General features: G+C 70.9%; 23 protein-coding genes. 8 read left to right on the plus strand and 15 right to left on the minus strand.

All coding sequences use genetic code 11. The annotated features are described in order from the left end of the window. Positions 1-37: 37 nt before the first annotated feature. Together DX914_RS13450 and DX914_RS13455 are read right to left on the minus strand one after the other, a co-directional pair. Positions 38-1,129, minus strand: a complete 1,092-nt coding sequence (locus tag DX914_RS13450) for an AraC family transcriptional regulator (protein WP_115859625.1) — start codon at positions 1,127-1,129, stop codon at positions 38-40. A 56-nt stretch (positions 1,130-1,185) separates the two neighbouring features. Further along, positions 1,186-1,800: a hypothetical protein gene (locus DX914_RS13455; RefSeq protein ID WP_147300671.1), complete on the minus strand. Its 615-nt coding sequence runs from the start codon at positions 1,798-1,800 to the stop codon at positions 1,186-1,188. A 264-nt stretch (positions 1,801-2,064) separates the two neighbouring features. On the opposite strand from DX914_RS13455, the gene DX914_RS13460 reads away from it, so the two are divergent. The 4 genes from DX914_RS13460 (at position 2,065) to DX914_RS13470 (ending at position 5,037) form a co-directional block, all read left to right on the plus strand. Then, on the plus strand, positions 2,065-2,901 hold the full coding sequence (locus tag DX914_RS13460) for a helix-turn-helix transcriptional regulator (RefSeq protein ID WP_115859627.1): 837 nt from the start codon (positions 2,065-2,067) through the stop codon (positions 2,899-2,901). 83 nt (positions 2,902-2,984) lie between these two features. Continuing rightward, positions 2,985-3,122: a hypothetical protein gene (locus DX914_RS20390; RefSeq protein ID WP_196778907.1), complete on the plus strand. Its 138-nt coding sequence runs from the start codon at positions 2,985-2,987 to the stop codon at positions 3,120-3,122. Then, positions 3,119-4,009: an alpha/beta fold hydrolase gene (locus DX914_RS13465; RefSeq protein WP_231118270.1), complete on the plus strand. Its 891-nt coding sequence runs from the start codon at positions 3,119-3,121 to the stop codon at positions 4,007-4,009. Before DX914_RS20390 ends, DX914_RS13465 begins: the two co-directional genes overlap by 4 nt. Next, on the plus strand, positions 4,006-5,037 hold the full coding sequence (locus DX914_RS13470; RefSeq protein WP_115859629.1) for a saccharopine dehydrogenase NADP-binding domain-containing protein: 1,032 nt from the start codon (positions 4,006-4,008) through the stop codon (positions 5,035-5,037). Before DX914_RS13465 ends, DX914_RS13470 begins: the two co-directional genes overlap by 4 nt. 3 nt (positions 5,038-5,040) lie before the next feature. On the opposite strand, the gene DX914_RS13475 is transcribed toward DX914_RS13470, so the two are convergent. After that, positions 5,041-5,586, minus strand: a complete 546-nt coding sequence (locus DX914_RS13475) for a hypothetical protein (protein ID WP_115859630.1) — start codon at positions 5,584-5,586, stop codon at positions 5,041-5,043. A gap of 106 nt (positions 5,587-5,692) precedes the next feature. Between DX914_RS13475 and DX914_RS13480 the strand changes: the two genes are divergently transcribed. Next, a complete protein-coding gene (locus tag DX914_RS13480; RefSeq protein WP_115859631.1) occupies positions 5,693-6,604 on the plus strand; it encodes a sterol desaturase family protein in 912 nt (303 codons plus the stop codon). 142 nt (positions 6,605-6,746) lie between these two features. On the opposite strand, the gene DX914_RS13485 is transcribed toward DX914_RS13480, so the two are convergent. The 7 genes from DX914_RS13485 to DX914_RS13515 form a co-directional block, all read right to left on the minus strand. Beyond that, complete coding sequence (locus DX914_RS13485; RefSeq protein ID WP_147300672.1) at positions 6,747-9,026, minus strand: DUF5916 domain-containing protein; 2,280 nt, start codon at positions 9,024-9,026, stop codon at positions 6,747-6,749. A gap of 185 nt (positions 9,027-9,211) precedes the next feature. Beyond that, positions 9,212-9,499 carry a hypothetical protein gene (locus DX914_RS13490; protein ID WP_115859633.1) on the minus strand — a complete coding sequence of 96 codons (288 nt, stop codon included), beginning with the start codon at positions 9,497-9,499 and terminating at the stop codon, positions 9,212-9,214. A gap of 46 nt (positions 9,500-9,545) precedes the next feature. Further along, the gene (locus DX914_RS13495; RefSeq protein ID WP_115859634.1) at positions 9,546-10,991 is read right to left on the minus strand and encodes a serine hydrolase domain-containing protein; all 1,446 of its coding nucleotides are present in this window, start codon (positions 10,989-10,991) and stop codon (positions 9,546-9,548) included. 126 nt (positions 10,992-11,117) lie between these two features. After that, positions 11,118-11,879, minus strand: coding sequence for a LytR/AlgR family response regulator transcription factor (locus DX914_RS13500; protein WP_115859635.1), 762 nt, complete (start codon positions 11,877-11,879; stop codon positions 11,118-11,120). Next, complete coding sequence (locus tag DX914_RS13505) at positions 11,876-12,991, minus strand: sensor histidine kinase (RefSeq protein ID WP_115859636.1); 1,116 nt, start codon at positions 12,989-12,991, stop codon at positions 11,876-11,878. The genes DX914_RS13500 and DX914_RS13505 overlap by 4 nt, the downstream gene beginning before the upstream one ends. Before the next feature lie 14 nt (positions 12,992-13,005). Next, a complete protein-coding gene (locus DX914_RS13510) occupies positions 13,006-14,520 on the minus strand; it encodes a carboxylesterase/lipase family protein (protein ID WP_158549295.1) in 1,515 nt (504 codons plus the stop codon). A 70-nt stretch (positions 14,521-14,590) separates the two neighbouring features. Then, on the minus strand, positions 14,591-15,772 hold the full coding sequence (locus tag DX914_RS13515) for a DUF4189 domain-containing protein (protein WP_147300673.1): 1,182 nt from the start codon (positions 15,770-15,772) through the stop codon (positions 14,591-14,593). A gap of 313 nt (positions 15,773-16,085) precedes the next feature. Here DX914_RS13515 and DX914_RS20395 point away from each other — a divergent pair, with 313 nt between their 5' ends. The 3 genes from DX914_RS20395 (at position 16,086) to DX914_RS13530 (ending at position 18,694) form a co-directional block, all read left to right on the plus strand. After that, positions 16,086-17,123, plus strand: coding sequence for a hypothetical protein (locus DX914_RS20395; protein WP_196778908.1), 1,038 nt, complete (start codon positions 16,086-16,088; stop codon positions 17,121-17,123). Next, positions 17,120-17,674 carry a hypothetical protein gene (locus tag DX914_RS13525; RefSeq protein WP_115859639.1) on the plus strand — a complete coding sequence of 185 codons (555 nt, stop codon included), beginning with the start codon at positions 17,120-17,122 and terminating at the stop codon, positions 17,672-17,674. The genes DX914_RS20395 and DX914_RS13525 overlap by 4 nt, the downstream gene beginning before the upstream one ends. A 126-nt stretch (positions 17,675-17,800) precedes the next feature. Then, a complete protein-coding gene (locus DX914_RS13530; RefSeq protein WP_115859640.1) occupies positions 17,801-18,694 on the plus strand; it encodes a hypothetical protein in 894 nt (297 codons plus the stop codon). Positions 18,695-18,720: 26 nt separating this feature from the next. Here the strand turns inward: DX914_RS13530 and DX914_RS13535 are convergent, their stop codons facing one another. From DX914_RS13535 to DX914_RS13555, 5 genes are all read right to left on the minus strand, one after another. Then, entirely contained in the window at positions 18,721-19,347 is a 627-nt protein-coding gene (locus tag DX914_RS13535; RefSeq protein WP_115859641.1) for a hypothetical protein, read from the minus strand. A 22-nt stretch (positions 19,348-19,369) separates the two neighbouring features. Then, a complete protein-coding gene (locus DX914_RS13540; protein WP_115859642.1) occupies positions 19,370-20,143 on the minus strand; it encodes a DUF899 domain-containing protein in 774 nt (257 codons plus the stop codon). 119 nt (positions 20,144-20,262) lie between these two features. Continuing rightward, a complete protein-coding gene (locus DX914_RS13545) occupies positions 20,263-20,940 on the minus strand; it encodes an NHL repeat-containing protein (RefSeq protein ID WP_231118271.1) in 678 nt (225 codons plus the stop codon). Between the two features lie 43 nt (positions 20,941-20,983). After that, positions 20,984-22,204 carry a helix-turn-helix domain-containing protein gene (locus DX914_RS13550; RefSeq protein ID WP_115859643.1) on the minus strand — a complete coding sequence of 407 codons (1,221 nt, stop codon included), beginning with the start codon at positions 22,202-22,204 and terminating at the stop codon, positions 20,984-20,986. A gap of 64 nt (positions 22,205-22,268) precedes the next feature. Next, positions 22,269-22,607 carry a hypothetical protein gene (locus DX914_RS13555; RefSeq protein WP_147300674.1) on the minus strand — a complete coding sequence of 113 codons (339 nt, stop codon included), beginning with the start codon at positions 22,605-22,607 and terminating at the stop codon, positions 22,269-22,271. Positions 22,608-22,616 lie beyond the last annotated feature (9 nt).

The raw sequence follows: 22,616 nt of genomic DNA on the forward strand, positions 1-22,616 counted from the left end.
GCGGCGCCTGCGCTGCCCAAAACCCGTTGCGGGCGCGTCAAAATCGCGTTTTGGGCAGTTCCCAATCCGGCTCGGCCGCCGTTTCCGGCAGCTGGCGTGCGCGATAGGCGCTGGGCGACTCGCCTTGCGCCTGCTTGAAGCAGCGGTTGAACGAGGACAGCGAGGCGAAGCCGGCGTCCAGCGCGATCGCCAACAGCTTGTCGCGCGCTCGGGCCGGATCGGCCAGCGCCGCCTTGGCGTCCTCGAGCCGGTAGGCGTTGAGGAAGCTGCGGAAGTGACGCGCGCCCAAGCGGTGGTTCACCAGCCGCCGCACCTCCGGCTCGGGCGCGCCGGCCAGCTTCACGAAGGAAGCGAAGTCCAGCGCCGGGTCGCGGTACGGGCGTTGCTCGCGCATCAGCTGTTCGATCCGGGCCAGCAGCGCGTTCTCGCGCTCCTGGCTGCGCACGGCCTGCGGTTCGGCCGTCTCACGCTCGGCCAGGCGGTGGACCAGGACCTGGGCGTCGGCACGCAGCAGCAGCCGCGCCAGGCCCAGCGCGATCGCGCCGATCGCCGCGTTCTGCAGCATGCTGAACCAGGCCGGCTTCCAACTGAAGCCCATCAGGATGTCGGCGCCCAGGTCGGCCAGCAGCGCCGCCGAGAAGGCCGCGGCGATCCAGCGACGGCTGCGTCGCCGCTCTTCGACCAGGTCGCCCTCGCGGTCGCGCAGCAGCCGCCACAGCACGTGCGCGACCATGGCCAGCGCCATCGCGATCAGGCCCCAGGACAGGCCGATGCCGGCGTAGCGCGCGCCGAGCAGGCCACGGTCCAGCAGCACCAGCAGCAGCCAGGCGCCGCTGACCGCCCATTCGCGCGGCCCCAACGCGAAGCCGTCGTCGAACAGCTCCAGCAGGAACCACCACAGGAACAGCGCCGCCAGGCCGCTGAGCAGGCCGACCCAGGTCGCCACCGGCGCCGGCAGCAGCAGTTCCGGGTACGGCGTGTTGCCGGCCAGGAAGCCCGCCAGGCCCAGGCTCAGCAGCCCGAAGGCGCGCACGATGCGCTGGCCCTTGCCGTCGCGCAGCAGCAGTCCGCCCAGCAACAGCAGGACGGTGGCCGGCGCCACGCGCAACAACAGGTCCAGGCTATGCATGCAGATCCTCCGGGCGGCCTATTGTGGCGGCGGGCGCGGCACCGGCGCCATGCGGACTAGTCGGCGGCGAAGCGGGCCTCGCCCTCCTGCAGCGCGTGCAAGGCCGCCCGGGTCAGGGCGATGGTGCGGTTGAAGCTGTTGGTGCCGCTGTGACACACGCGGCCGTCGCGGCGCGCGGTCCACGGCGCGCTGACCTCCACGGTCATGGTGCCGCTGCCGCCGCTCACGCGCGCGCCGCGGAAGCGCGCCATCGCGCGCGAACCCGGCGCGGTCAGCACGATCGCCGTGCCCGGCTGCAGCGCCACTTCCGAAGCCAGCACCACCGTGCTCGTGCCCGGGTAGTTGCCCAGCGCGTCCCAGGTGTCGACGGTGATCTGCAGGTGGCCGTAGCGCGCGTTCTTGACCGTGAGGCGGAACGCCATGCGCGCCTGCGGCGACACCGCGCTGCAGCTGCCGTTGAGGTTGCCGGGCAGGTAGCGCGAGGTGCTCCAGGTGGCCAGGTACAGCTGATCGGCGGCCACTGCATCGGCATCGGCATCCGCATCGGCGACCAGGCTCACCGCCTCGTTCGTGGACTCGCACGCAGCCGATTCGGTGTCGAGTTCGGCGATGGCCAGCTCCCATTCAAGGCCGTCGCCGGCCACTACGCGAGTGTGGGTCTGTGCGCTCATTCGCCCCCTCCCTCGCGCACGGTCGTCTCGCCTGCGCGGCGCGCGCGCCGCCCCCTGCCCTGCGTGGCCTGCTGCATGCTTCCCCCTGTGCGGGCGCCGACCGGGCACGCTGCCGCGGTCTCCCTGCCCGGCGGCCACGCTAGCGGCTGCGGCGCGGCGACTCAATAGCAGCCGTGGCGCACGGCATTCATGACCCGCGAGGTCAAGGCCTGTGTGCGCGGCGCGCGCTAGACTCGCCCCTATCGCTGCCGAACCCGCGCTTGCATGTCCGAATTCGAGGTCACCCGCCTGCTCGACACCGGCTCGGTCGCGGTGCGGCATGTGCTGTGCCACGGGCGCTGCCGTCACCGCAGCGCCGAGGAATGCGCGTCCTCGACCCACCTGGTGTTTCCCTACCGCGGCCTGTACCTGCGCCACGTCGGCCAGGACCAGTCGGTGGCCGATGCCAACCACGCGCTGCTGTTCAATGCCGGCGAGGGCTATCAGGTCAGCCACCCCGTCACCGGTGGCGACGCCAGTCTGGTGCTGTCGGTGCCGCAGCCGCTGCTGCGCGAACTCGCGCCGGCCGAACTGCTGCAGCCGCGCGACGAAGTCGGCTTCCGCCGCCAGTCGCTGCGCATCGACCCGCGCGCGCAGGCGCTGGTGGCGCTGCTGCGCCACGGCCTGCAGCACGGCGGCATCGAACCGCTGGAAGCCGAAAGCCTGGCCCTGACCCTGCTCTGCCGCAGCCTGGGCCCGCGCACCACGCACGCCACCGCGGCCACCCAGTCGCGGCGGCGCCTGGTCAACCGGGTCAAGGTGCTGCTGGCCGGCGATCCCACCCGGCGCTGGAGCCTGGAGGACATCGCGGCGGAGATCGGCGGCTCGGCGGTCTACCTCACGCAAGCGTTCCAGCAGGTCGAAGGCCTGCCGCTGTACCGCTACCACCTGCGTCTGCGCCTGGCGCGCGCGCTGGATCTGATACCGCGCAGCGCGGACATGTCGGCGCTGGCGCTGGACCTGGGCTTTTCCAGCCACAGCCACTTCAGCGCCGCCTTCAAGCAGGCCTACGGCCGCACGCCCTCGGCGTTCCGGCGCTCGGCGCTGGCCAAGAGCGCCTGACGGTCGCTAAAGAATTCGACAGCGGCGCCGGCGCCGCGATGGTCTCCTGAACCGGCCCGATTCGCGGGCCACAGGAGACCGCCATGAACGAGAAGACCTGCGCCGCTTGCGACTGCGAGCTGGACGAGAACGCCATCCAAGTCCGCGTCGGTGGCCGCACCGTCGAGGTGTGCTGCGACGAATGCGCGCAGAAGCTGCGCGAAGCCCAGGTGCAGCCGTGAGCGCCGCTGCCTACTTCGCCGACCGCCGTTGGGCCGACACGCCCTCGGGCCGGATCGCCTACGTCGAACGCGGCCAGGGCCCGGCCGCACTGTTCGTGCACGGGGTGCTGCTCAATGGCTACCTGTGGCGCCAGCAGCTGGCCGAACTCGGCGACGCGCGCCGTTGCATCGCCCTGGATCTGCTCGGCCACGGCCATACCGAGGCCGCGCCCGACCAGGACGCGTCGGTCACCGCCAACGCGCACATGCTGGCGCAGTTCCTGGACGCGCTGGGCATCGACCGCGTCGACCTGGTCGGCAACGACAGCGGCGGCGGCATCTGCCAGATCTTCGCCGCACTGTATCCGCAGCGCCTGCGCAGCCTGACGCTGAGCAACTGTGACGCCCACGACAACTGGCCGCCGGAAGCCTTCAAGCCTTTCGTGGCCATGGTCGCCGCCGGCGGCCTGGGCGATACGCTGACGGCGATGCGCGCCGACAAGAACGTGTTCCGCGAGGCGCTGGCGCCGGCCTACGAGCGGCCGCAACAGGTCAGCGATGCGACCATCGACGCCTACCTGGGCCCGTTCCTGGACCCGCAACGGCTGCGCGAGCTGGAGCGCTTCGTCAACGCCTTCGACTGCCGCCACACCTTGGCGATCGAGGACGGCCTGCGCCGCCTGCAAACGCCGACCCTGATCGCCTGGGGCACCGACGACGCCTACTTCCCGCTGCAGTGGGCGCACTGGCTGCAACAGACCATTCCCGGCGCCGGCCAGCCGGTGGAGTTCGACGGCGCGCGCATCTTCTTCCCCGAGGAACGCTGGCAGGACTTCAACCGCGCCCTGCGCGCGCATTGGAGCGCGCATGCGCCTGTGTCCGAGACCACGCAGGGAGCGCCCGCATGAAGCTCGACGCCTGCGCGCCCGGCCGCATCGCGGTGTACGGCGCCTATGGCCACACCGGCCGTTTCGTGGTCGCCGAACTGCTGCGGCGCGGCTGGACGCCGGTGCTGTGCGGGCGCGATGCGGACCAGCTGCAGGCGATGGCCGCCGACCTGCCCGAGCTGGATTGGAAGGCGGCCGCCATCGACGACGCCGCGGCGCTGGACCGCGCACTGCAGGGCACGGTCGGCGTGATCCATTGCGCCGGCCCGTTCCTGGACACCGGCGCGCCGCTGCTGCAAGCGGCGCTGCGCGCCGGCGTGCCCTATCTGGACTGCTGCGCCGAGCAGCGCGCGGTGCTCGACCTGGCGCGAGACTACGATGCGCCGGCACGCGCCGCCGGTGTGGTCGCGGTACCGGCCATGGCCTTCTTCGGCGGCCTGGCCGACCTGCTCGCCACCGCGGCCTTGCAGGGCGCCAGCGACGCTGAACGCATCGACGTGGCGGTGGGCCTGGATAGCTGGCACGCCACCACCGGCACTCGCCTCACCGGCCAGCGCAACCAGTGGCCGCGCGTGGTGGTGTCGGGCGGGCAGCTCACGCCCCTGGCCAGTCCGCCGCCGCAACGCCTGTGGTCGTTTCCGCCGCCGTTCGGCGAGCAGGAAGCGCTGGCCCTGCCGCTGTCGGAAACCGTGACCTTGTCGCGGCACCTGCACTGCGATGAAGTGCATTCCTACATGAACCTGGCGCCGGTGCGCGACGTACGCGATCCGGACACGCCGCTGCCGCAGGCCGCCGACGCCAGCGGGCGCTCGGCGCAACGTTTCGTCGTCGACGTGCGCGTGCAGCGACAGGGCCGCGTGCGCCGCGCCTTGGCTCAGGGCCGCGACATCTACGCCGTCAGCGCGCCGCTGCTGGTGGAGGCGATGGAGCGCGTCCTCGACGGACGCGTGCGCGGGCGGGGGGTGCTGTCGCCGGGGGCGGCGTTCGATGCGCGCGACTTTCTGGCCTGTTTGTCGCCGAACGCGTTCTCGGTGAGTTACCCGACCTGAGCGCTAACGCCGGAACAGGTAGAGCACGTCTTCGCGCAACTCGCCCAGCCGCTGCGGCGTGGCTTGGTCCAGCGTGAGGGTTTCGCGGCCCTGCAGCGCGAACTCGGCGTCTATCGCGCCGTGGTAGTGGTGCACCAGCAGGCCGAACGAGGAGACGTTGCGCATCGACAGCGCCTCGGCGATGAAGGCACGCCATGTCTCCAGTTCCTGGCCCGCAACGCTTCCCTGCGCAGCATCGTCGTTTTCGCGTTGCTGCCGACGCTGGGCGAGCGCACGCTCGATCTTGCCCTCGCTCCAGCCTTTACGGCGCAGACGCCTGGCTTCCTCGGCCTCGTCGCGCGGGGCCGCACGCCGCACCCGCGCACCCAGGGCGGTGCCGCAGTCGCAATGCCCGGGCGTGGTCAGGTAATAGCGCAGGTCCGCGCCCAGCTGCGCCTGAACGCCCGGGCTGTGCAGCGGCTGCAGCTGGCGGCCATGGCGGCGCGCGATCGCATCCAGGGCGGCCGCGTCGGCGCTGGCGGGCAAGGTGGCGGTGATGAAGTGGCACATGCGCGCAGGTTAGCAGCGCACCTGCCTTCCGGCAGGGGACGGCGCCCGCGGCAGGACCTATAACGCCGGTAGGCCAGCCTGGCTGGGCCGCGACAGGAGGTCGCGTATGGACCGTGTGGTACTGCAATCGCGCAGCGCTCGCGCCGTCGAGCGCTGGGCGCATCCCCTGCTGCTGGCCGCACTGTTCGCGCTGTGGTGGGCGCTGGGCCATAACGATCCGGCCACGCTGATGATCTTTCCGGCCACCCTGATCGTTGCCGCGGCGCTGGAGGCCTGGGTGCCGGCGCAACCGCAATGGCATCTGGGCGTCATGGCGCAACTGCGGCTGTGGGGCGTGTACGCACTGGCCTTGCTGGCCTCGGCCCTGATGTTGAACGCTTATGAGTCGCTGCTGGTGCCCGCGCTGTCCGGCCTGCGCGACGCGGGCGGCGGCAATCTGTGGCCCGACCGCTGGCCGCTGCCGCTGCAGGTCGCGCTGCTGTTCTTCGCCGCCGACCTGCTCTATTACTGGGCGCATCGTGCGATCCACCGCTGGGCCTGGCTGTGGCGCGCCACCGGGCACGGTTTCCATCACGGCTTCCACAACCTGCACGCGATCAACGCCGGCAGCAACCATCCTTTCGAAGTGGTGCTGCTGATCCTGCCGCTGTTGCTGCTGGCCAGCGTCACCGACGCGCCGCCGCTGGCGGTGGACGCGGCCGGCATGCTGCTGGTGGCCAACGCCGTGCTCGCCCACGCCAACGTGAGCATGCGCACGCCGGGGTTCTCCTGGCTGGTCACCAGCAGCAATCACCATCGCCGCCACCATTCGGCGGTGTTCGAGGACAGCAACACCAACTACGCCTGCAACGCCATCGTCTGGGACCGGTTATTCGGCACCTACAGCGAAGGGCCGGTGGCGCAGACCGGTATCGGGCCCAGTCAGCCGGGGCTGTGGCGGATGTACCTGCTGCCGTTTCGTGAGCCGGGGGATGCGGATACGGTGGCGTCGCGGGCGCAGGAGCGCGGCGAGCGCTGAAGGCGGCCCTCACCCCAACCCCTCTCCCGTAAACGGGAGAGGGGCTCTAAAGCGACGGCGGCGTAATTGGCCCCTCTCCCGCTTGCGGGAGAGGGGTTGGGGCGAGGGGTGAGCGCAAAGCGCGAATGCTCTTGCGGCGACTTCAGAATCGATAACGCAACTTGGCCAACAGCTGATCCGAATCGCGCAAGGCCAACGCATCGTCCAGCAAATCGAAGGTATCCCCGCGCTCGCGCTGGCTGCGGCGGAAGCCGCCGCGCGAATAGGCCAGGAACAGTTCCGACTGCGGCCCGAATTCGTAGCGATAACGCAGCTGCAGGCCGAAGCTGTTGACGTCGAAGTCCGGGCGCGTCTCCCCCGTGGCGACCAGTCCGCCGCCCGGCGTCAGGCGATAACGCCGACCCGCGTCGGCGCGGATCGCCACCCATTCGCTCTTCAGCCGCAACTCGTGCTTGCGCGCCGGGAACCAGTTCATGCCCAGCGCCACCGATTCGCCGCGACGGCCATAGCGGCCGAACAGCTCGCCGCTCTCCCACACCAGCCAATCGCCGCTGGCGCTGGGCGCGAACTCCAGGCTGGCGTTGAAGGTGTCGGCCGGGTACCAGTTCGCCAGCCATCGCGTGGTCCAATCCTGGCGCGAGCCCAGGCCCACGGGCACGCCCAGCAACGCCGCCTCGAACGCCCAGGCGCCGTAACGCCGGCTGGTGAACGTGGCCTCGAAGTCGTAGCGGTCGCGGCGCCGTAGCGGGCCATGTCCGCGCGAGATCAGGTCGTCCCAGCCGGCGCCGATCAGGTTGGTTTCCAGGTACAGGCGGTTGCCGCTGCGGAAGTCCAGGCGGTGGCCCAGGCGCAGCCACACCGGCAATCGCAGGCCGCTGTCGTTGCTGCGCAGCATCAGCTCGCCGACCCAGCCGGTGCCGGCCAGGCGCGACTCGGGCGCGGCGATCGGGTGCTCATAGGCCGCGGTGAGCTCCAACTCGTTGAGGTTGCCGCGGCGCTGGAAGCCCAGGTCATTGAAGTCGAAATCGCGGCCGAAATGGGTGGCTTCCAACTCGTAGTCCCAACGCTCCGACGGCACCCAGTTGATGCGCAGCCACGCGCCCTGGCCGCTGCGGCGCGAACCGGCCTGCGCGATCGCGCTGGTCAGTACCTGGGCGTCGAGGATCAGTTCGTCGCCGCGCCGCCAGTTCATGTCCAGCGCCTGCACCTGCGCCTCGCGGTCCAGATACGGCCGGTGCGCATAAGTGCCCAACCAGCCCAGATTCAAGCCCGGCCGCAGCGGGTACTGCAGACGCGCGGCGTAGAAGTCGCGGCCGGCGTGGCCGCGCTCGGACGCGGCCAGCACGCCGTAGCCCATGCGGCCCAGCGAGCCGTTGAGCTTCACCGCCGCGTCGATCTCGGCCGCTCCGGAACCGTCGTCCGCGGCCGCGCCGATGCGCCGGGTGTGGATCAGCCGGCCGGCGTCCGGCGTGGTCAGATTGAAGGCGCTCTGGTTTTCGGTGAAGAACGGGCGCTTGTCGCTGTAGAAAGTTTCCACCGCGTCGAAGCTGATGACCAGATCGTCGGACTCGACCTGGCCGAAATCGGGATTCAAGGCCGCGCTGAGCTGGAAGCTCGGCGAGGGCTTCCAGAACAGATCCAGGCCGGCCTGATACTGGCTGCGTTGCCCGACGAAGTCGCGGCGCGCGGTCAGGTAGGGCCACACCCGCAGCAGCGAGGCGCGGTACTGCGCAATTTCCAGTTCCTCGAAGCCGGACACGAAGCGTCCGCGCTCCGGCGATACCGCCGGATACGCCAGCACCTCGCCGCTGGCGCCCAAGGTGCGGCTGAAGTACACGCGCACCTTGCGCCGCTCGCTGTCGCTGCCGCGCATGGGCGCGACCGACCAAGGAATCAGCAGCTCCGCCCGCCAGCCCTGCTCGTCCTCGTCCACTGCCCAGGTCCAGTCGGTGTCCCAATCCAGGCTCAGCAGGCGCTCGCTGTCGACCACGCCGTCCTGGATCGAGCCCGACAGATCGACAGAGAAGCTATACGCGTTGCGGGCATCGCCGTCGAAATCGATGCTGACGTTGACCCGATCCGCGGCGCGCGGCTGATCGCGCTGCAACCGCGGCTTGACCCGCGGCAGCGCGCTGGGCTGCGCGGCCTCGAACGCCACCGCGATACCTTGCGGCGTCGACACCAGCTTGGCCACGGTGGTCGCGCCGTGCGGCGGCGGGTCCAGGCGGAAGGGCTCGGTGACCAGGAAGCGGTCGTAGCGCTGCGCCTGCGCCCATTCGGCTTCGTCCAGGCGTCCGTCGACCACGATCGCCGCCATCGCCGGAGCGGACACGCTCAAGGCCAGCACGAGCCAGGCGCTACGGACGACCACAGCGAACGAAGGACGGCGCGGCCCGCGGTGAGCGATCCGTTGCAGATTCATGCGGTTTCCCGGGAGCGGCCGCGGTCGCGCCGCAGGCAGCAGCGCGACCGCAAGGGTTGGGTTGCGGGTATCCGGCGACGGCGGCGCGCGGCGGCGCGGCCACGGCACCGGCGCCGCAGCGCCGCCGCCATCGGAACCCAGTGGGGGACAGCGCCGCTAGCCGGATCGAAGCCGCGGCCGTGGGCTCACTTCTTGTTGCAGACCGGCGGGTTGGTCATGCCGAAGGACAGCAAGTTGCCGCCGTTGATGATGCAGGCGTAGGAGGCGCCCGCCGTGGTGCGGACCGTGGCGTAGGTGTTGGTGCCTTCGGTGCGGCGGTCGACCAGGCGCAGCTCGCCGGGGCTGGTCCCGATCACGCCCGCGGTTTGCGACAGGATGCGTTCGTCGCTGAGGTTGTTGGTCTTGGCGGCGATGGACGAGCAGCCGGCGAGCAGGCAGACGGCGGCTGCCGCGGCGACGATGCGGAAGTTCATGGTGTGGTCCTGTGGTGTGTAGGAATGAAGGCGGCGCGTGGCCGGGTCAGAACTGCAGCTCCAGCGTGAGTTGCTCGCTGAACTTGGCCTGGAAGCGGCCGTCGCCCTGCGCGCGCAGGTCGTAGAGACCGTGCGGGGTGACCAGGGCGGCGCGCCCGAAATCGCCGCGCGGGTCCAGGCCGATCAGGCTCAGGCTCCGGTTAGGCCACGCGGTCGCGGAGGCGAAGTGCTGGGTCAGCGCGGCGGCGGCATCGAGCTCGCCTATGCAGCGGCGATGTTCCTGACGGAAGCGCACGGCGCCCTGCAGTTCGCGATCGCCCAGGCGACCGCGATAGACGGTGACGCCGACGGGACAGGCGTTGGCGTGCAGTCCTGCCGGCACCGGCAGGAACGGCGCGGCCAGCATCATCGCGGTCTTGTCGATCGATGCCACCCACAAGGCGTTGGACAGCACGCCCGACGCCAGCTGCCGATCCGGCCACAGCACCAGCGAGCTGCGGGCGCCGGCGGTGACGCCGGCATGGTGGGCCATGCGCAGTCCGTCGGCGTCGTCGGACACGCGCCAGCCCAGCGCCAGTCGGTAGTCGTTTTCCACGACCGGGCCGCCATCGGCCAGCCGCGCCGGGCGCAGCATCGCAGCGAAGGTCGACGGCGAGACGATCTGCCCTTGCAGCAAACGGCCGCCGAAGCGCACCAGCGATTCGGGCGTGGCCGCCAGGCCGCCGCCGGGCCAGGTGTAGCTGAAGTCGCGCACCTCGGCCAGGCGGCGGGTGCGGCCGTCGATTTCGTACATGCGCGACACCCGCTCGCCACGGCCATCGGTGTCGGCGGCGATACTCAGTCCCGGCGTGATCTGCTGCGCGACGTAATCGAGGAAATGCTGGCCCGACGCGGCCTCGATGGTCGCGCCGATCAGGGTGTAGCCCCAGGAGGAATAGCGGTACTCCGTGCCCGGCGCCGAGCGCAGCTTGCGCGAGGAGAACAGCGCCACCGCCTCGCGCCCGTTGGCGTAGTGGCGTTCGCCGGCGCGCATGTCGTCGCCTTCGTAATGCGGCAGGCCCGAGGTATGCGCCGCGAGCTGGCGCACGCTGATCGGCGCCCAGCCGTTGCGCAGCCAGGGCAACAGCTGCGCCACCGGCGCATCCAGATCGAGCTTGCCCTGCTCGTTGAGCTTGGCCGCGGCGGTGGCGGCGATCACCTTGGACACGCTGGCCAGGCGGAACACGGTATCGGCCTGCACCGGCTGGCGCGCTTCCAGATCGCGCCAGCCCGCGCAGCCGGTCCACACCACCTGGCCGTCGCGCCAGACCGCCGCGCCCATGCCGGGCACACCGTTGGTGCGGACCAGCGCGTCGAGCATCGCCTGCGAAGCCTGCGCCGCTTGCGCATCGTCGGTCGCGGCGCCGCAGGCGGCGCCGGCCGTGGCGACCGGAATGAGGGCCGCGAAAGCCAGGCACCAGCGCAGGCGGTCTAGTGACGAAACTGAAGACATGCACGGCGGCTCCTGGGGAAGGAGCCCGACTATAGGACCGCATCGCGGCCCGTAGCGCCACGACGGCGGCCAGTCGAATAGCTGCAGCGCCGAGCCGTGAATTGGCGGGCGCGATCGCCTGCCGGCCTAGACGCTACCGCCGCATTCGCGCAGCACCGCGGTCAGCCGATCGATGTAGGTGCGGCTGACCCGCAAGGGCGTGCCGTCGCGCAGCCGCAGCACCGCGTCGCGATTGATCAGCTGGCGCAGCTCCACCACCTGGTCGGCGCGCACGATCGAGGAGCGGTGCACGCGCACGAAGCGCTCCGGATTCAGACGCGCGCTCAGACGGTGCAGGGACTCGCGCAGCAGGTAGGTGCGGCCATCCACGTGCAGCGAGGCGTAGTCGCCGTCGGCCTGGATCCATTCGATATCGTCCACGTCGACATAGACCTCGCGCCGGCCGATGCGCACCGCCAGACGCGAGGCCGGCCGCGGCGCGGCCGCGACCGTGTCGTCGGCGCAGGCATGCGCATCCCGGCGGCGCCAGGCCAGCATCTGCCTGGCGCGTTCCAACGCCTCGGCGAAGCGCTCCTCGTCCACCGGTTTGAGCAGGTAGTCCACCGCGTTCAGGGCGAAGGCGCGTATCGCGAACGCGTCGTAGGCGGTGAGCAGGATCGCCAGCGGCCGTTGTGCGGGCGGCAAGGCCGCGAGCACGTCCAGGCCGTTGAGCTCGGGCATCTGCACGTCCACGAACGCCAGATCGAGCGAGATCTCGCGCAGGCCGGCCAGCGCCGCAGGGCCGTCGCCGTACTGCGCGACCACCTCGATGTCGGAGTGCTCGGCCAGGCGCGCGATCACGCCGTCGCGCGCCAGCGGCTCGTCGTCGATCACCGCTACCCGGATCATGCCGGCGCCCCGTCCGCGCCCAGGCGCAGCGGCAGGCGCAGGCGCACGCGGTAGCGCCCGTCGTCGTCGCGAGCGGCCTGCAAGGTGTATGCCCCTGGGTAAAGCTTGTCCAGGCGTTCGCGGACGTTGCGTAGCCCCAGGCCCGTGCCGGCATCGGTCCCGGACGGCAGGGACGTCTTCGGCAAATCGTTGACCACCTCCACCTGCAATTGTCCCTCCAACGCCTGCACCCGCAGATCGAGCCGACCGGGCTCGCTGCGCGGCGCGATGCCGTGGCGGATCGCGTTCTCGACCAAGGGCTGGAACAACAGATACGGAAACCGCGCGTCCAGCACATCGGGGCCGAACTGCCATTGCAACTGCAGGCGCTCGCCCAGGCGCGCCTTCTCGATGTCCAGGTAGGCCTCGGTCAGGCTGAGTTCGTCGGCCAGGCAGACCTCGTGCCCGCGCGCGCCGTCCAGGGTGGCGCGCAGGAACTCGCCCAGGCGCGCGAGCATCTGCTGCGCCTGGCGCCCGCGCCCGTCGGCCATCAGGCTGGAAATGGCGTTAAGGGTGTTGAACAGGAAATGCGGATGCAACTGATAGCGCAGCGCCATCAGTTCGGCCTCGCGCGCCAGCGCCTGCGCCTGTACGCGGCGCAGCTGCTCGTCGCGGAACTGGGTGTAATAGATCACCATCGCGTGCAGGGCGCAGTACGCGATCAGCGCCAGCCAGGGCCCCTCCAGGCCGCGCAGCAGCAGGCTCTCGTCGAACGTCGGTGCGGGCGTGCGGCCCGCCGCCAGCGCCGCGACGACCATCGCCGCCAGGCGCACCGACAACGCCATCGCATAAGTGGCCACGAGCAGCAGGCCCGCCATCGCCCATGGCGCCAGTTCGCGCCGCCACAACGCGCGCTGCAGCCAGGTCAGCGGCAGCAGCCACAACACCAGCGCGGAAAGATGCGCGGTGCGCGTGGCCATGGCCGCGCCGTACTCCAGATTGGGCAGCGCGATCAGCAGCAGGCACGCGGCCAACGGCAAGCCCGCCAGCACCGGCAGCCAGAACGGGGGCAGCGAACGCGTCGCCTCCTCGTGCACGGCGACGGACTGCGGCGGGGGCGTGGGAATGGCCAAGGGACGATGCCGGCTTACTTGCGGTCCAGGTAGCGGCCTATGTTTTTGAGCGCCACGATCATGGTCCCCAAGCGCGCGCCCATGAAACGCGGGCGCAGCACCGGCGCGGCGGCGAACTCCAGCACCTGCGGCGAGGCGGCGGTATCGCGCGGCCACGCCGGCACACCCGCGACCGCCGGAACGCCGTTGCGCGCGAAGGCCAGCCAATAGCCGCTCATCGCCGTGGACACCGCGCGATCGGCCGCGGACATCGGTACCGGCAGGCAGCCGCAAACCTCGCCGGTGCCCAGGGCGTAGACGATCTCGCCGCCGTGGGCCACACCCGGCGGCTGCGGCTGCAGATCGGTCTGCACATGGCTGAAGTAGTAGCGCCAGGTCGGCGCCACCGGCGCATGCAGCATGGCGATGCGGCGCGCGAAGGCGGTGAACACCAGATCTCGCACGGCCTCGCGGCCCTGCTGCGCCGGATCGGACACGCCGGGGTAGAGCGCCTTGACGAAGATGCGCGCGGCGCCCAATCGCTGCACCACCTTGGCCGGGTCCACGCCGAACGACGCGGCCACTGTGGCCTCATCGCTGTTGTTGCCCAGGATCAGGGGCACCCGGGCCTGCCGGCGCTGCTCGAACGCGGACAGGATGGTCTGCGGCAAGGCCGCGTCGCCGATCACGAAGCCGGGCGCCAGGCTCAGGCCCTGCCCCTGCAATCCGAACAGGCGTTGCGCCGGCAGCGCGCGCAACTGTGCGGCGGTGGCGCGCGCGCCGTCCAGCCCCACCGCCGTGGCGATGTTTGCCGACACTTCGCGCGCACGCTCGCGGGTGGCGCTGGGAACGCCGGGCGCGCTCTGGGCGATGCCCTGATGGAACAGGCCGCGCGCCTGCGGCGAAGCGAACAAGGCCAGCACGCTCATGCCGCCGGCCGACTCGCCCAGCACGGTCACGTTGCCGGGATCGCCGCCGAACGCGGCGACGTTGTCGCGCACCCAGCGCAGCGCCGCGATCTGGTCGAGCAGGCCGAAGTTGACCGGCCCGCGGGTCTGGCCCGCGTCGAAAGCGGGATGGTCGAAGAAGCCCAGCGCGCCCAGGCGGTAGTTGAGCGTGACCACCACCACGCCGCGACGCGCCAGGGGCGCGCCGTCGTAAGCGCTCTGGCTGCCCGCGCCCAGCACCAGCCCGCCGCCGTGGATCCACACCAGCACCGGCCGCTTGCCCGCGTCCGCCGCCGGCGTCCACAGATTGAGGCTAAGACAGTCCTCGCTCAGCGGCCCGACATCGCCGGCGCCTTCGCGCGCCGCCGCGCCCGGCGTCTGCATGCAGGCCGGCCCGTAGGCATCGGCGCGGCGCACCCCGGTCCAGGGCTCCGGCGCGCGCGGCGCGCGCCAGCGCAACTCGCCCACGGGCGGCGCGGCATAGGGCAACCCCTTGTAGGCCAGCACGCCGTCCGCGCTCGCGCCTTGCACGCGGCCGGACTGCGTGGCCACCACCGTCGCCATGGCCGGCGCCGCCATCAGCGCGACCCAGATCAACACCATCGACGCCAATCCATGAGCTGCCTTCATCGCCATGGCCTCGTACCGGGGAATGGATTCGCTCGGCGCAGGCTCAGCGCCGCATGCACTGCTGCATGGCGGCGCGCGCCTTGGCGCCGCCTTCGATCTGCATCTTCACCACCGGCTTGCCGTCCAGCTCGATGCCCAGCGGCGAGCTGTCGGAGATCGACGCGATGGTGGCCACCAGGTCGGTCGGCATGATCAGCAGCGATTCGTTCGCCACGCCGGTGGGCATGTGGAACACGCGTACTTTCACGCTGCCGCGGTCGCCGGTCATGGTCGCCGAGGTTTCGCGCGGCTCGGCCGTGTCCGGCAGCGCCTTGCTGGAAATCATCAACGCGCCGCGCGGTTCGGTCTTGGTCGGACCCACGAACAGCACGCGCTGGTCGTCGCGCACGTAGGTCAGCGAGCAGCCCAGCCCTTTGCGGTCGCCGGAGCGCAGCAGCCAGGCGCCCTTGTCGGAATAGTGCACGTTGCGGATGCCCGGCAGCTCCGGCAGCTTGCTGGTGAGCACACCGCCCACGCCGTAGCCCGCGTCCGGCACGCCGCGCCTGGGCAGCGGCACCGTCGAACGCGGCGGGAAGTAGTACTCCTTGAACACGCCCTCGCGGTCGAAGTCATCGCGCAAGACTGCCGTGGCCATCACCGCCTCTTCGCGCTGCGTGGCGTGGAAGGCCTTGTCGAAGCTGCACGAGGTGCCCTGGCTCTTGCACACCGCCTTGAGGTCCTTCAGTACCTGCTTCGGGTCCTGGCCGGCGGCCACGCGCATCTTGCCCTGCTTGTCGCGCGTCACCACCACCGACACGTTGCGGCCCGAGTACAGCACCGTGCAGCCGCCGCCCATGGTCTTGTTGCAGGCATCCATCACCACCGCCTCGGCGGCGTCCAACCGGTACTGGCCCAGCGTGGCCCACACGTCGGAGATGCCCGGGTGGCCGGCGACGGCGACGAAGTTGTCGACCGCGATGCCCGGCGCGTAGCGGGGCGCGCCGCCCGACGGGCCCGAGTCGTAGCCGCCGCCACCGCCCGCTGGCGCGCACACCGGAATCACGGCGATGCCGTGCGAGCCGCCCGTGGTGCCGATCTGCACTTCGCCCGGCCCGGGGCCACCGCCGCAGGGATAGCCTTGGGCGAGCGCGGGCGCGGGCAACACGGCAGCGCCGGCCAGTGCGAGCAGCAGCGCGGCCAGCGCCGACGGGCGGCGCAGGCAGGTGGGTTCGTCCGAGATCGTCATGTGCAGCTCCAGGGTGGCCAGTCGGCGGCGGCGCACAGGCGCGCGGCCGCAACGCAGGCATCATCCACGACCGCTCCGGCCCGCACCAGCGCCCATTCAGGCCGCCCCGGCCGCCCTGCCCGGACTGCCGCGCCGGCGGACTTGGGCGTGGCTCGGGCCGCTGCTCACTGCCCGCCGCAGCGGATATTCGGCTCGTCGCCCGTCCTGGCGCACGGCCATTTACGGCCCTGCCCGGTCGTGAAAAACTCCAGCGGCCGCCGTCTTGGCGGCCGCCGCCGGGGGGCGGCGTGACCGATGCTTACAGGGGACACTCATGTTCGTTCGTACGATGGCGGCGCTGGCCGCCGTTTGCATTTCGTTCAGCGCCGCGGCGGCCAAGCCCGTTGCGCTGCCCAATCCGATCGCCCAGAACCTGCCGGTCGAGCTGGTGATGAGCCAGCAGGAAGTGGCCATCGACGTGCCCAACACCGCCTCGGCGATGGGTTCGCAGTTCGGCCTGATCGGCGCGCTGATCGGCAGTGCGGTGCAGAACTCGCAGACCAAGAACGCCGAGAAGCGCGTGGCCGACCTGCGCAACCTGCTGCTCGACTACCGCTTCAACGAACGCATGGAGCAGGCGCTGCGCGCGACCCTGGCGCGCGAAGGCTTCTCGCCCAATCCGCAGATCGCCGTGATGGCCACGCCCTGGGACGCGGCCAAGGCCAAGGACGACGGCACCCTGCCGCGCGACGTGCTGGTGATCACCCCGCGCTATTCGTTCTCCTACAACCTCGACGGCCTGGCCGTGCGCATGGACGTGCGCTACGTGCACCGCGAGCGCAAGAGCAACGGCAAGCTCAAGGAAACCATCCGCTATAGCCGCCCGTACGCGTACCAGTACACCGTCACCGACGTGCCCGGCGAAGAAGGCGCGATCGACCGCCGCTGGCTGAGCATGGGCCCGGCCGGCGTGGAAAGCCTGGTGAACCGCGGCATCGCCGAAGTCACCGACATGCTGGCCTACGACTTCTCCGCCGCCGGCCGCACCGAGGCGGCGGCCAAGGTCAAGAACGACAAGATCCCGTTCTCCGGCCGCATCTACCGCGGCCGCGCGCTGCGCAACACCCAGGAACACGTGTGGGTGCGCAGCGGCAACAGCTGGATGCAGAGCCTCAACGGCTACGAGCTGCTCAACGCCGGCAAGATGACCGCGATGGCGGCCGCCGCCACGCCGGTCGCGCCGCCGGTGGCCGAAGCCGCGGTGCCGGCAGCGGACGCCGCAACGGCGCCGGCCGCCGCGCCGGCCGTGCAGGCCGCGCCCGCCGCCGACGCCACGCCGGCGCCGGCCGACACCGGCGCGGGCGGCCTGTGAGCCGCGCGCTGGTCCTGGCCGTGGCGGCCGCGCTGGCGCTGAGCGCCTGCGCCCGCCCCGTCAATCAGGTCATGGTCCGCTCCGAGCGTCTGGCCGCGGCCGCGCCGGTCGCGGCCAGGAAGCTGCCGCGCCTGAGCTGCGCCTATCGCCTGACCGAAGTGGCCGACCTGCGCGCCGACCGCAATCACGCCGGCGGCCTGGGCCGTCACCAGCTGATGCTGGACGACGCGCCCACGCTGGTGCGCGAGCAACTGCGCAAGACCGGCATGGCCGTGGCCGACGATCCGGCAGCCGACGCGGCCACGCGCCAGGTTAGCGTGCAGATCAAGCAGCTGTACCTGACCCAGAACCAGGTCACCAAGATCCCGGTGGCCGTGTACAGCGTGCAGGTCGACGATCAGGCGCCGTTCGTGATCCGCGCCCAGTCCGCGACCATGAACTGGAACGGTTCCGAAGACGAGGCTTTCGAAGCCCTGTCGGCGGCGCTGACCGACGCCAATGCCCAGCTGGTCGCCACGCTCAACAAGGGATGCGCGCAGCCCAAGGGCTGATGCCATAGCGTTGCATGCGTTGGCCAGGGCGGAGCCTTCCGCCCTGGCTTTTTTATGTCCGCCGCGGCAACGCCACCGCGTTACGCTCCTTCAGAGCCGCCGCATCGGCCGCACAAGGAGCGTGACATGACCCTGCAACTTCTTCCCCTGCAAGCTCGGGCCCTGCGCCCCCTGACCCTGGCCGCCCTGCTCTGCGCCGGCGCCGCGCTGGCCGCGCCGCCGCCGGTGGCCAAGGTGGAGGAATGCAAACCGGCCACCGACGACAGCCATCCGCATCTGCCCTGGTGCGCCGACCGCGCCAACGTGCCCTGCCATAAAGACGCCGAGAGCTGCCGCAAGCTCGCCGACACGGTCAACAACGTGTGCAACGTCACCTACGCCAACTGCTACGTACGCTTCGCCAAGGTCTCGGACAAGGGCGCCTGCGCCAAGAGCATGCAGGAGTTCCGCGATCAACTCGACGGATTGGCCTGCAACTGGCCGCGCGATCCCGAGCCGGTGGTCGGCAGCTGCAAGGGCCAGGACTACGTGCGCTACCGCGATGTGGTCAAGGTGGGCGGCCGCCCGACCTGGCGCAACAACAACCCCGGCGCGCTCACCTGCCTGAAGAACCGCGCCGACTACGGCGCCTATCAGACCTGCCAGAGCTTCGCGATCTTCCCCGACCTGCCCACCGGCATCCACGCGCTGTACCAGTGGCTGCAGGCCAACAAGGGCCGCAGCCTCTACCAGTTCGCCGCCACCCATGCGCCGCCCGACAACGGCGCGGTGCTCAACAAGGGCAACGATCCCGAGGCCTACACCGCCGCCCTGCTCAAGGAGCTGCGCAAGGACAATCCGGGCAAGACCTACAGCCGCGATACCTTGCTGGGCTCGCTGAGCGAGGACGAGCTGGGCAGCGTGGTGCGCGGGGTGACCTTGCAGGAAGGCTCCACCGCCGCGGTGAATCAGGGCAAGACCTACGAACTGGACGATCCGGCGTCGATGCCGGCTGATCTGAAGGCTTGCCTGGGTTTGTAGCGGCGCGACGGCGCTGCGGCTCGCAGTTAAAGCCCAAGCAGCAACCACAGCCCCACACCGCCCATCGCCGCCGTCCACGCGCGCCGCGCCTGCGTCGCGCCGAACCACGCGGGGCGATGCGCAAGACCGCGGCAAACACCGCCGGCGATAGCGCCGGTCACCAGCAGCATCGCCGCCAGGTGCAGCGTCATCGCCGCCACAGCCAGCGGCACGGAACCGCGCGCAGCGATCTCGCGCGCGGGCGTGCCGGCCATGCACAGCGGCACCAGCGCCGGTACCAGCATCAAGCCGGCGCCCTGCGCGGTGGCCATCAGACAGGACCACAGCGCAATGCCGGCGTGATCGCTGTGGACGCGGTTCGCAGCCGGCGCCGACGGACGCAAACCGCGCCAGACCGCCGCCGCGATCAGCAGCGCACCGGCGGCGCGCTGCACCAGTACGCGATCCATCAACACGCCCTGCATCACCGCCATCACCACCACGCCCACCGACACCGTGTGCCCCAACGCGATGGGCAGCAACACGCGCCTGGCCTGCGCGCCATCGCCGGCGCGCAGGCCGCAGGCCGCGGCGAACATCCAGCCGTTGGCGGGGCTCAGGCCGTGCAAGGCGCCCAAGCCCGCCACCGCCAGCCATGGCCACCAAGCGTCCACGACACGGCTCCTTCGCCCGCGCTCAGGATTGCGTCGAGCAGCAGGACGCGGCCGGCTTGGCCGCGTTCTCGTAACGGTCGTGGTGGCGCACCCAGGCCATGGTGTACTCCAGCTCGTCCTCGTCGCGGCCCTTGGGCGTGAGTTCCAGCAGCGGGTAGGTGTGCATCATCACTTCCACGCCGCGGCCGTAGGTCGAATAGGTGTGGAACACCTGCCCGGCCTCGTCGCGGTAAAACACGCTGATGCCGGGCGCCTCTTCGTGCGGGAACGGCTGGCGCACGTAGTTGTAATCGACCTTGCCGGTCGACATGGCGTCCGGATCGAAGTTCACGCCGAAATCCCGATTGAAATCGGTGCCGTAGGACGACACCCAATTGAACTTCCAGCCCATGCGCTGGCGGAAGCGCTCCAGCTCGGCCAGCGGCGCGCGCGACACCGCCACCAGGGTCACGTCGCGCTGCGGCAGGTGCAGGTTGGCGCCGTCGTTGTGGTCGGCCATGTAGGAGCAGCTCTTGCAACCCTGCTCCCAGCCCGGCGCAAACATGAAGTGCTGCACCATCAGCTGGCTGCGGCCGTCGAACAGCTCGGCCAACCGGCGCGGCCCGTCCAGGGTGTCGAACACATAGTCCTTCTCCACCTTGACCCAGGGCAGCGCGCGGCGATCCCGCGCCATCTGGTCCTGCAGGCGGGTCAGTTCCTTCTCGCGCTGCAGCAGCGCCTTGCGCGCGGCCAGCCATTGCGCGCGGGACACGACGGGGTGGTCGGTAATGCCGGTATCGGCGATCGCGGTGTTCATGTGCGTTCCTCGTGGGGTGTAGGCCGGCGCCTGTGCGTCGGCAAGGCGTTGCCGTCTGCGGCGTCGAAGCCGCAGGTCGGCGGGAAAGAGATTCGGGTCGGCGCAGCGCGCCGCAGGGCTCAGCCGGCGGCGCGCCTGGGCGCACGCACGGCGCGGATCTTGCCGGTGGGGCCGCCGCCGCAATAGAACAAATCCGCGCCGTCGTACTCCAGGCCGCTCACGTTGGTGCCGGCCGGCATGGCCAGGCGTTCGCGCACCTCGCCGGTGTGGGCGTCGATGCGGCGCAGCTCGCTTTCGTCGCCTTCCCAGGTGCCGTGCCACAGCTCGCCGTCCATCCAGGTCACGCCGGTCACGTAGCGGTTGGACTCGATCGTGCGCAGCACCGCGCCGTTGTTCGGATCGATCTGGTAGATCTTGCGCTCGCGGTAATGGCCCACCCATAGGCTGCCTTCGGCCCAGGTCAAGCCGGAATCGCCGCCCTGCCCGGGCGCCGGGATCGACGCCAGCACGTCGCCGGTGGCCGGATCGATCTTGTCGATGCGCGCTTCGACGATCTGGTACAGATGCTTGCCGTCGAACGCGGTGCCCGCGTGCGCGGCGCAGTCCAGACTGCGCACGATCTCGCCGCTGGCCGGGTCCAGCGCGATCACCCGGGAACCGGCGGCGGCCCAGACATCGCGGCCGTCGTAAGTCACGCCGCCGATGTCGCCGCCGCTGCCCAGGGGCGCATATTCGCGCACGATCTCGGCGGTGCTCACGGGCATTGCGGTGGCTTGCTGCTCGGACTTGCGGTTCATGGCGGTCTCCTGAAGGCGCACGTCATGGCGCCATGGGGCCAATCTACTCAGCCGGCAGCGCGGCGGGGAGTAACAAGATCGTCGCGAATCCGGCCAGCGACGGCGCCAGCCAGCGCTGGGCACGGGCCCGGCCGATGGAACGCACCCTTCCTGCCGCCTCCAGCTCCGCCAGCGCGCGCTGCACCGTGCGCTGGCTGTCGCCCAGCGCCTGGGCCAAGGCCGAGGTCGACCAGGCCGCGCCGTCGGCCAACAGCGCCTGCAGCGAAGCCTGCTCGCCGTCGATGGGCGGTGCCAGTACCGCCACCTTGCCGCCGCCGCGTGGCTTCAAGGCATAGCCCTCCGGCGTGGCTTCGATCTCCGCCATCGCCGCGATGGTCTTGCGCAAGCGCCCCATCTCCACGCGCAGACGCGCGCGATGCGTGTCGTCGGGCTTGCGCGTGCGGAATACCCGCGCGATCAGCGCGTTGCGCTCCACATCGCCCGGATAGCCTTCGGCCAAGGCGCGCAGCAGGGCGAACAGCACCGGCCGCCGCGCCAACGGCTGCCGAGCCGCGCCGTTGCGCAGTCCGCGCCGGCACGCATCCACCACCAACGCATCCGAGGCCAATAGCGCCTCCACTTCGTCCAGGCGCAGGGGTTGCTCGTGCCCGCCGTGGATCAGGCGCGCGGCCGGTCGACTCAAGGAGACGCGCGCCTCCTCCACTTCCGCCTGCAGGGCGCGCACCTGTGCGTGGGCCGCGGCCGCGGCCGCGCGCTGCAGCGCGGCCCGCGCTGTTGCGGTCCGCAAAGACCGCAGCGCCAGTTCGGCCGTCGCCAGTTCCGCCACCGCGGCCAAAGCCGGCGGCAAGGCCGACGCATCCAGCGCCGCCAGCGCCGCACCCGCTTCGTCCAGACGCCCCAACAGCAGCAGCCGCCGTACCGCGATCAGCTGCGCCTGCCAGGCGTTGGCCAGGTCCCCGCGCGCGGCCAACGCCGCCCCGGCCTCGGTCAGGGTTCGCGGCGCACCGCCCAACTCGCGCATCGCCAAGGCCACTTCGGCCTCCGCCACCACGCAGCGCGCCCGCGCGCGCTCCTCTCGCGGCCCGAAGCCGCGCGCCGCCTGCCGCAACAAATCCCGCGCCCGCGGGTAGTCGCCCAGCTGCGCCATCGCGATGCCGCGCAGGGCCAAGGCCGGCGGATCTTCGCGCAGGGCCACAAGCTTGAGCGCGCCTAGCGCGTCGCCCACGGCCAGGGCGCGCCCGGCGGCGGCGATCAGGGAGTCCATTGGGGGATGCTACTGCGCAAAACGGCAAATGCCGAACGGCCGCCCATCCCGATGGCCGCAATCGCTAGCGCTTGCAGGCCTCGCGACCTACGTAATCGGCCACCGACTCGGCCGCGATGGGCGTCATGTCGGCTTCGGACTTGGACAGCGCCATCCGCGCCAACGTATCGCCCGTGCCCAGGAACTTCACGCTGTGGTTGAGGCAGTCGTAGAAGCGCTTGGCGTAGGTGGTGCCCCTGGCATCGGTGCGTTTGGTGATGGCGGTGCGGCCCGGCCATTTGCCGCCGATCTCCAGGATGTAGTGCTGCGCCTTGGAATCGCTGGGCACGCCCAGCGGCCATTCGTAAGCCTGCGTGGTCGCCGAGAACATGAGCAATGCCGCCGCTAGGGTGAGACGTTGCATGAGGCCTCC

The organism is Lysobacter silvisoli, assembly GCF_003382365.1.
Classification (GTDB): domain Bacteria; phylum Pseudomonadota; class Gammaproteobacteria; order Xanthomonadales; family Xanthomonadaceae; genus Lysobacter; species Lysobacter silvisoli.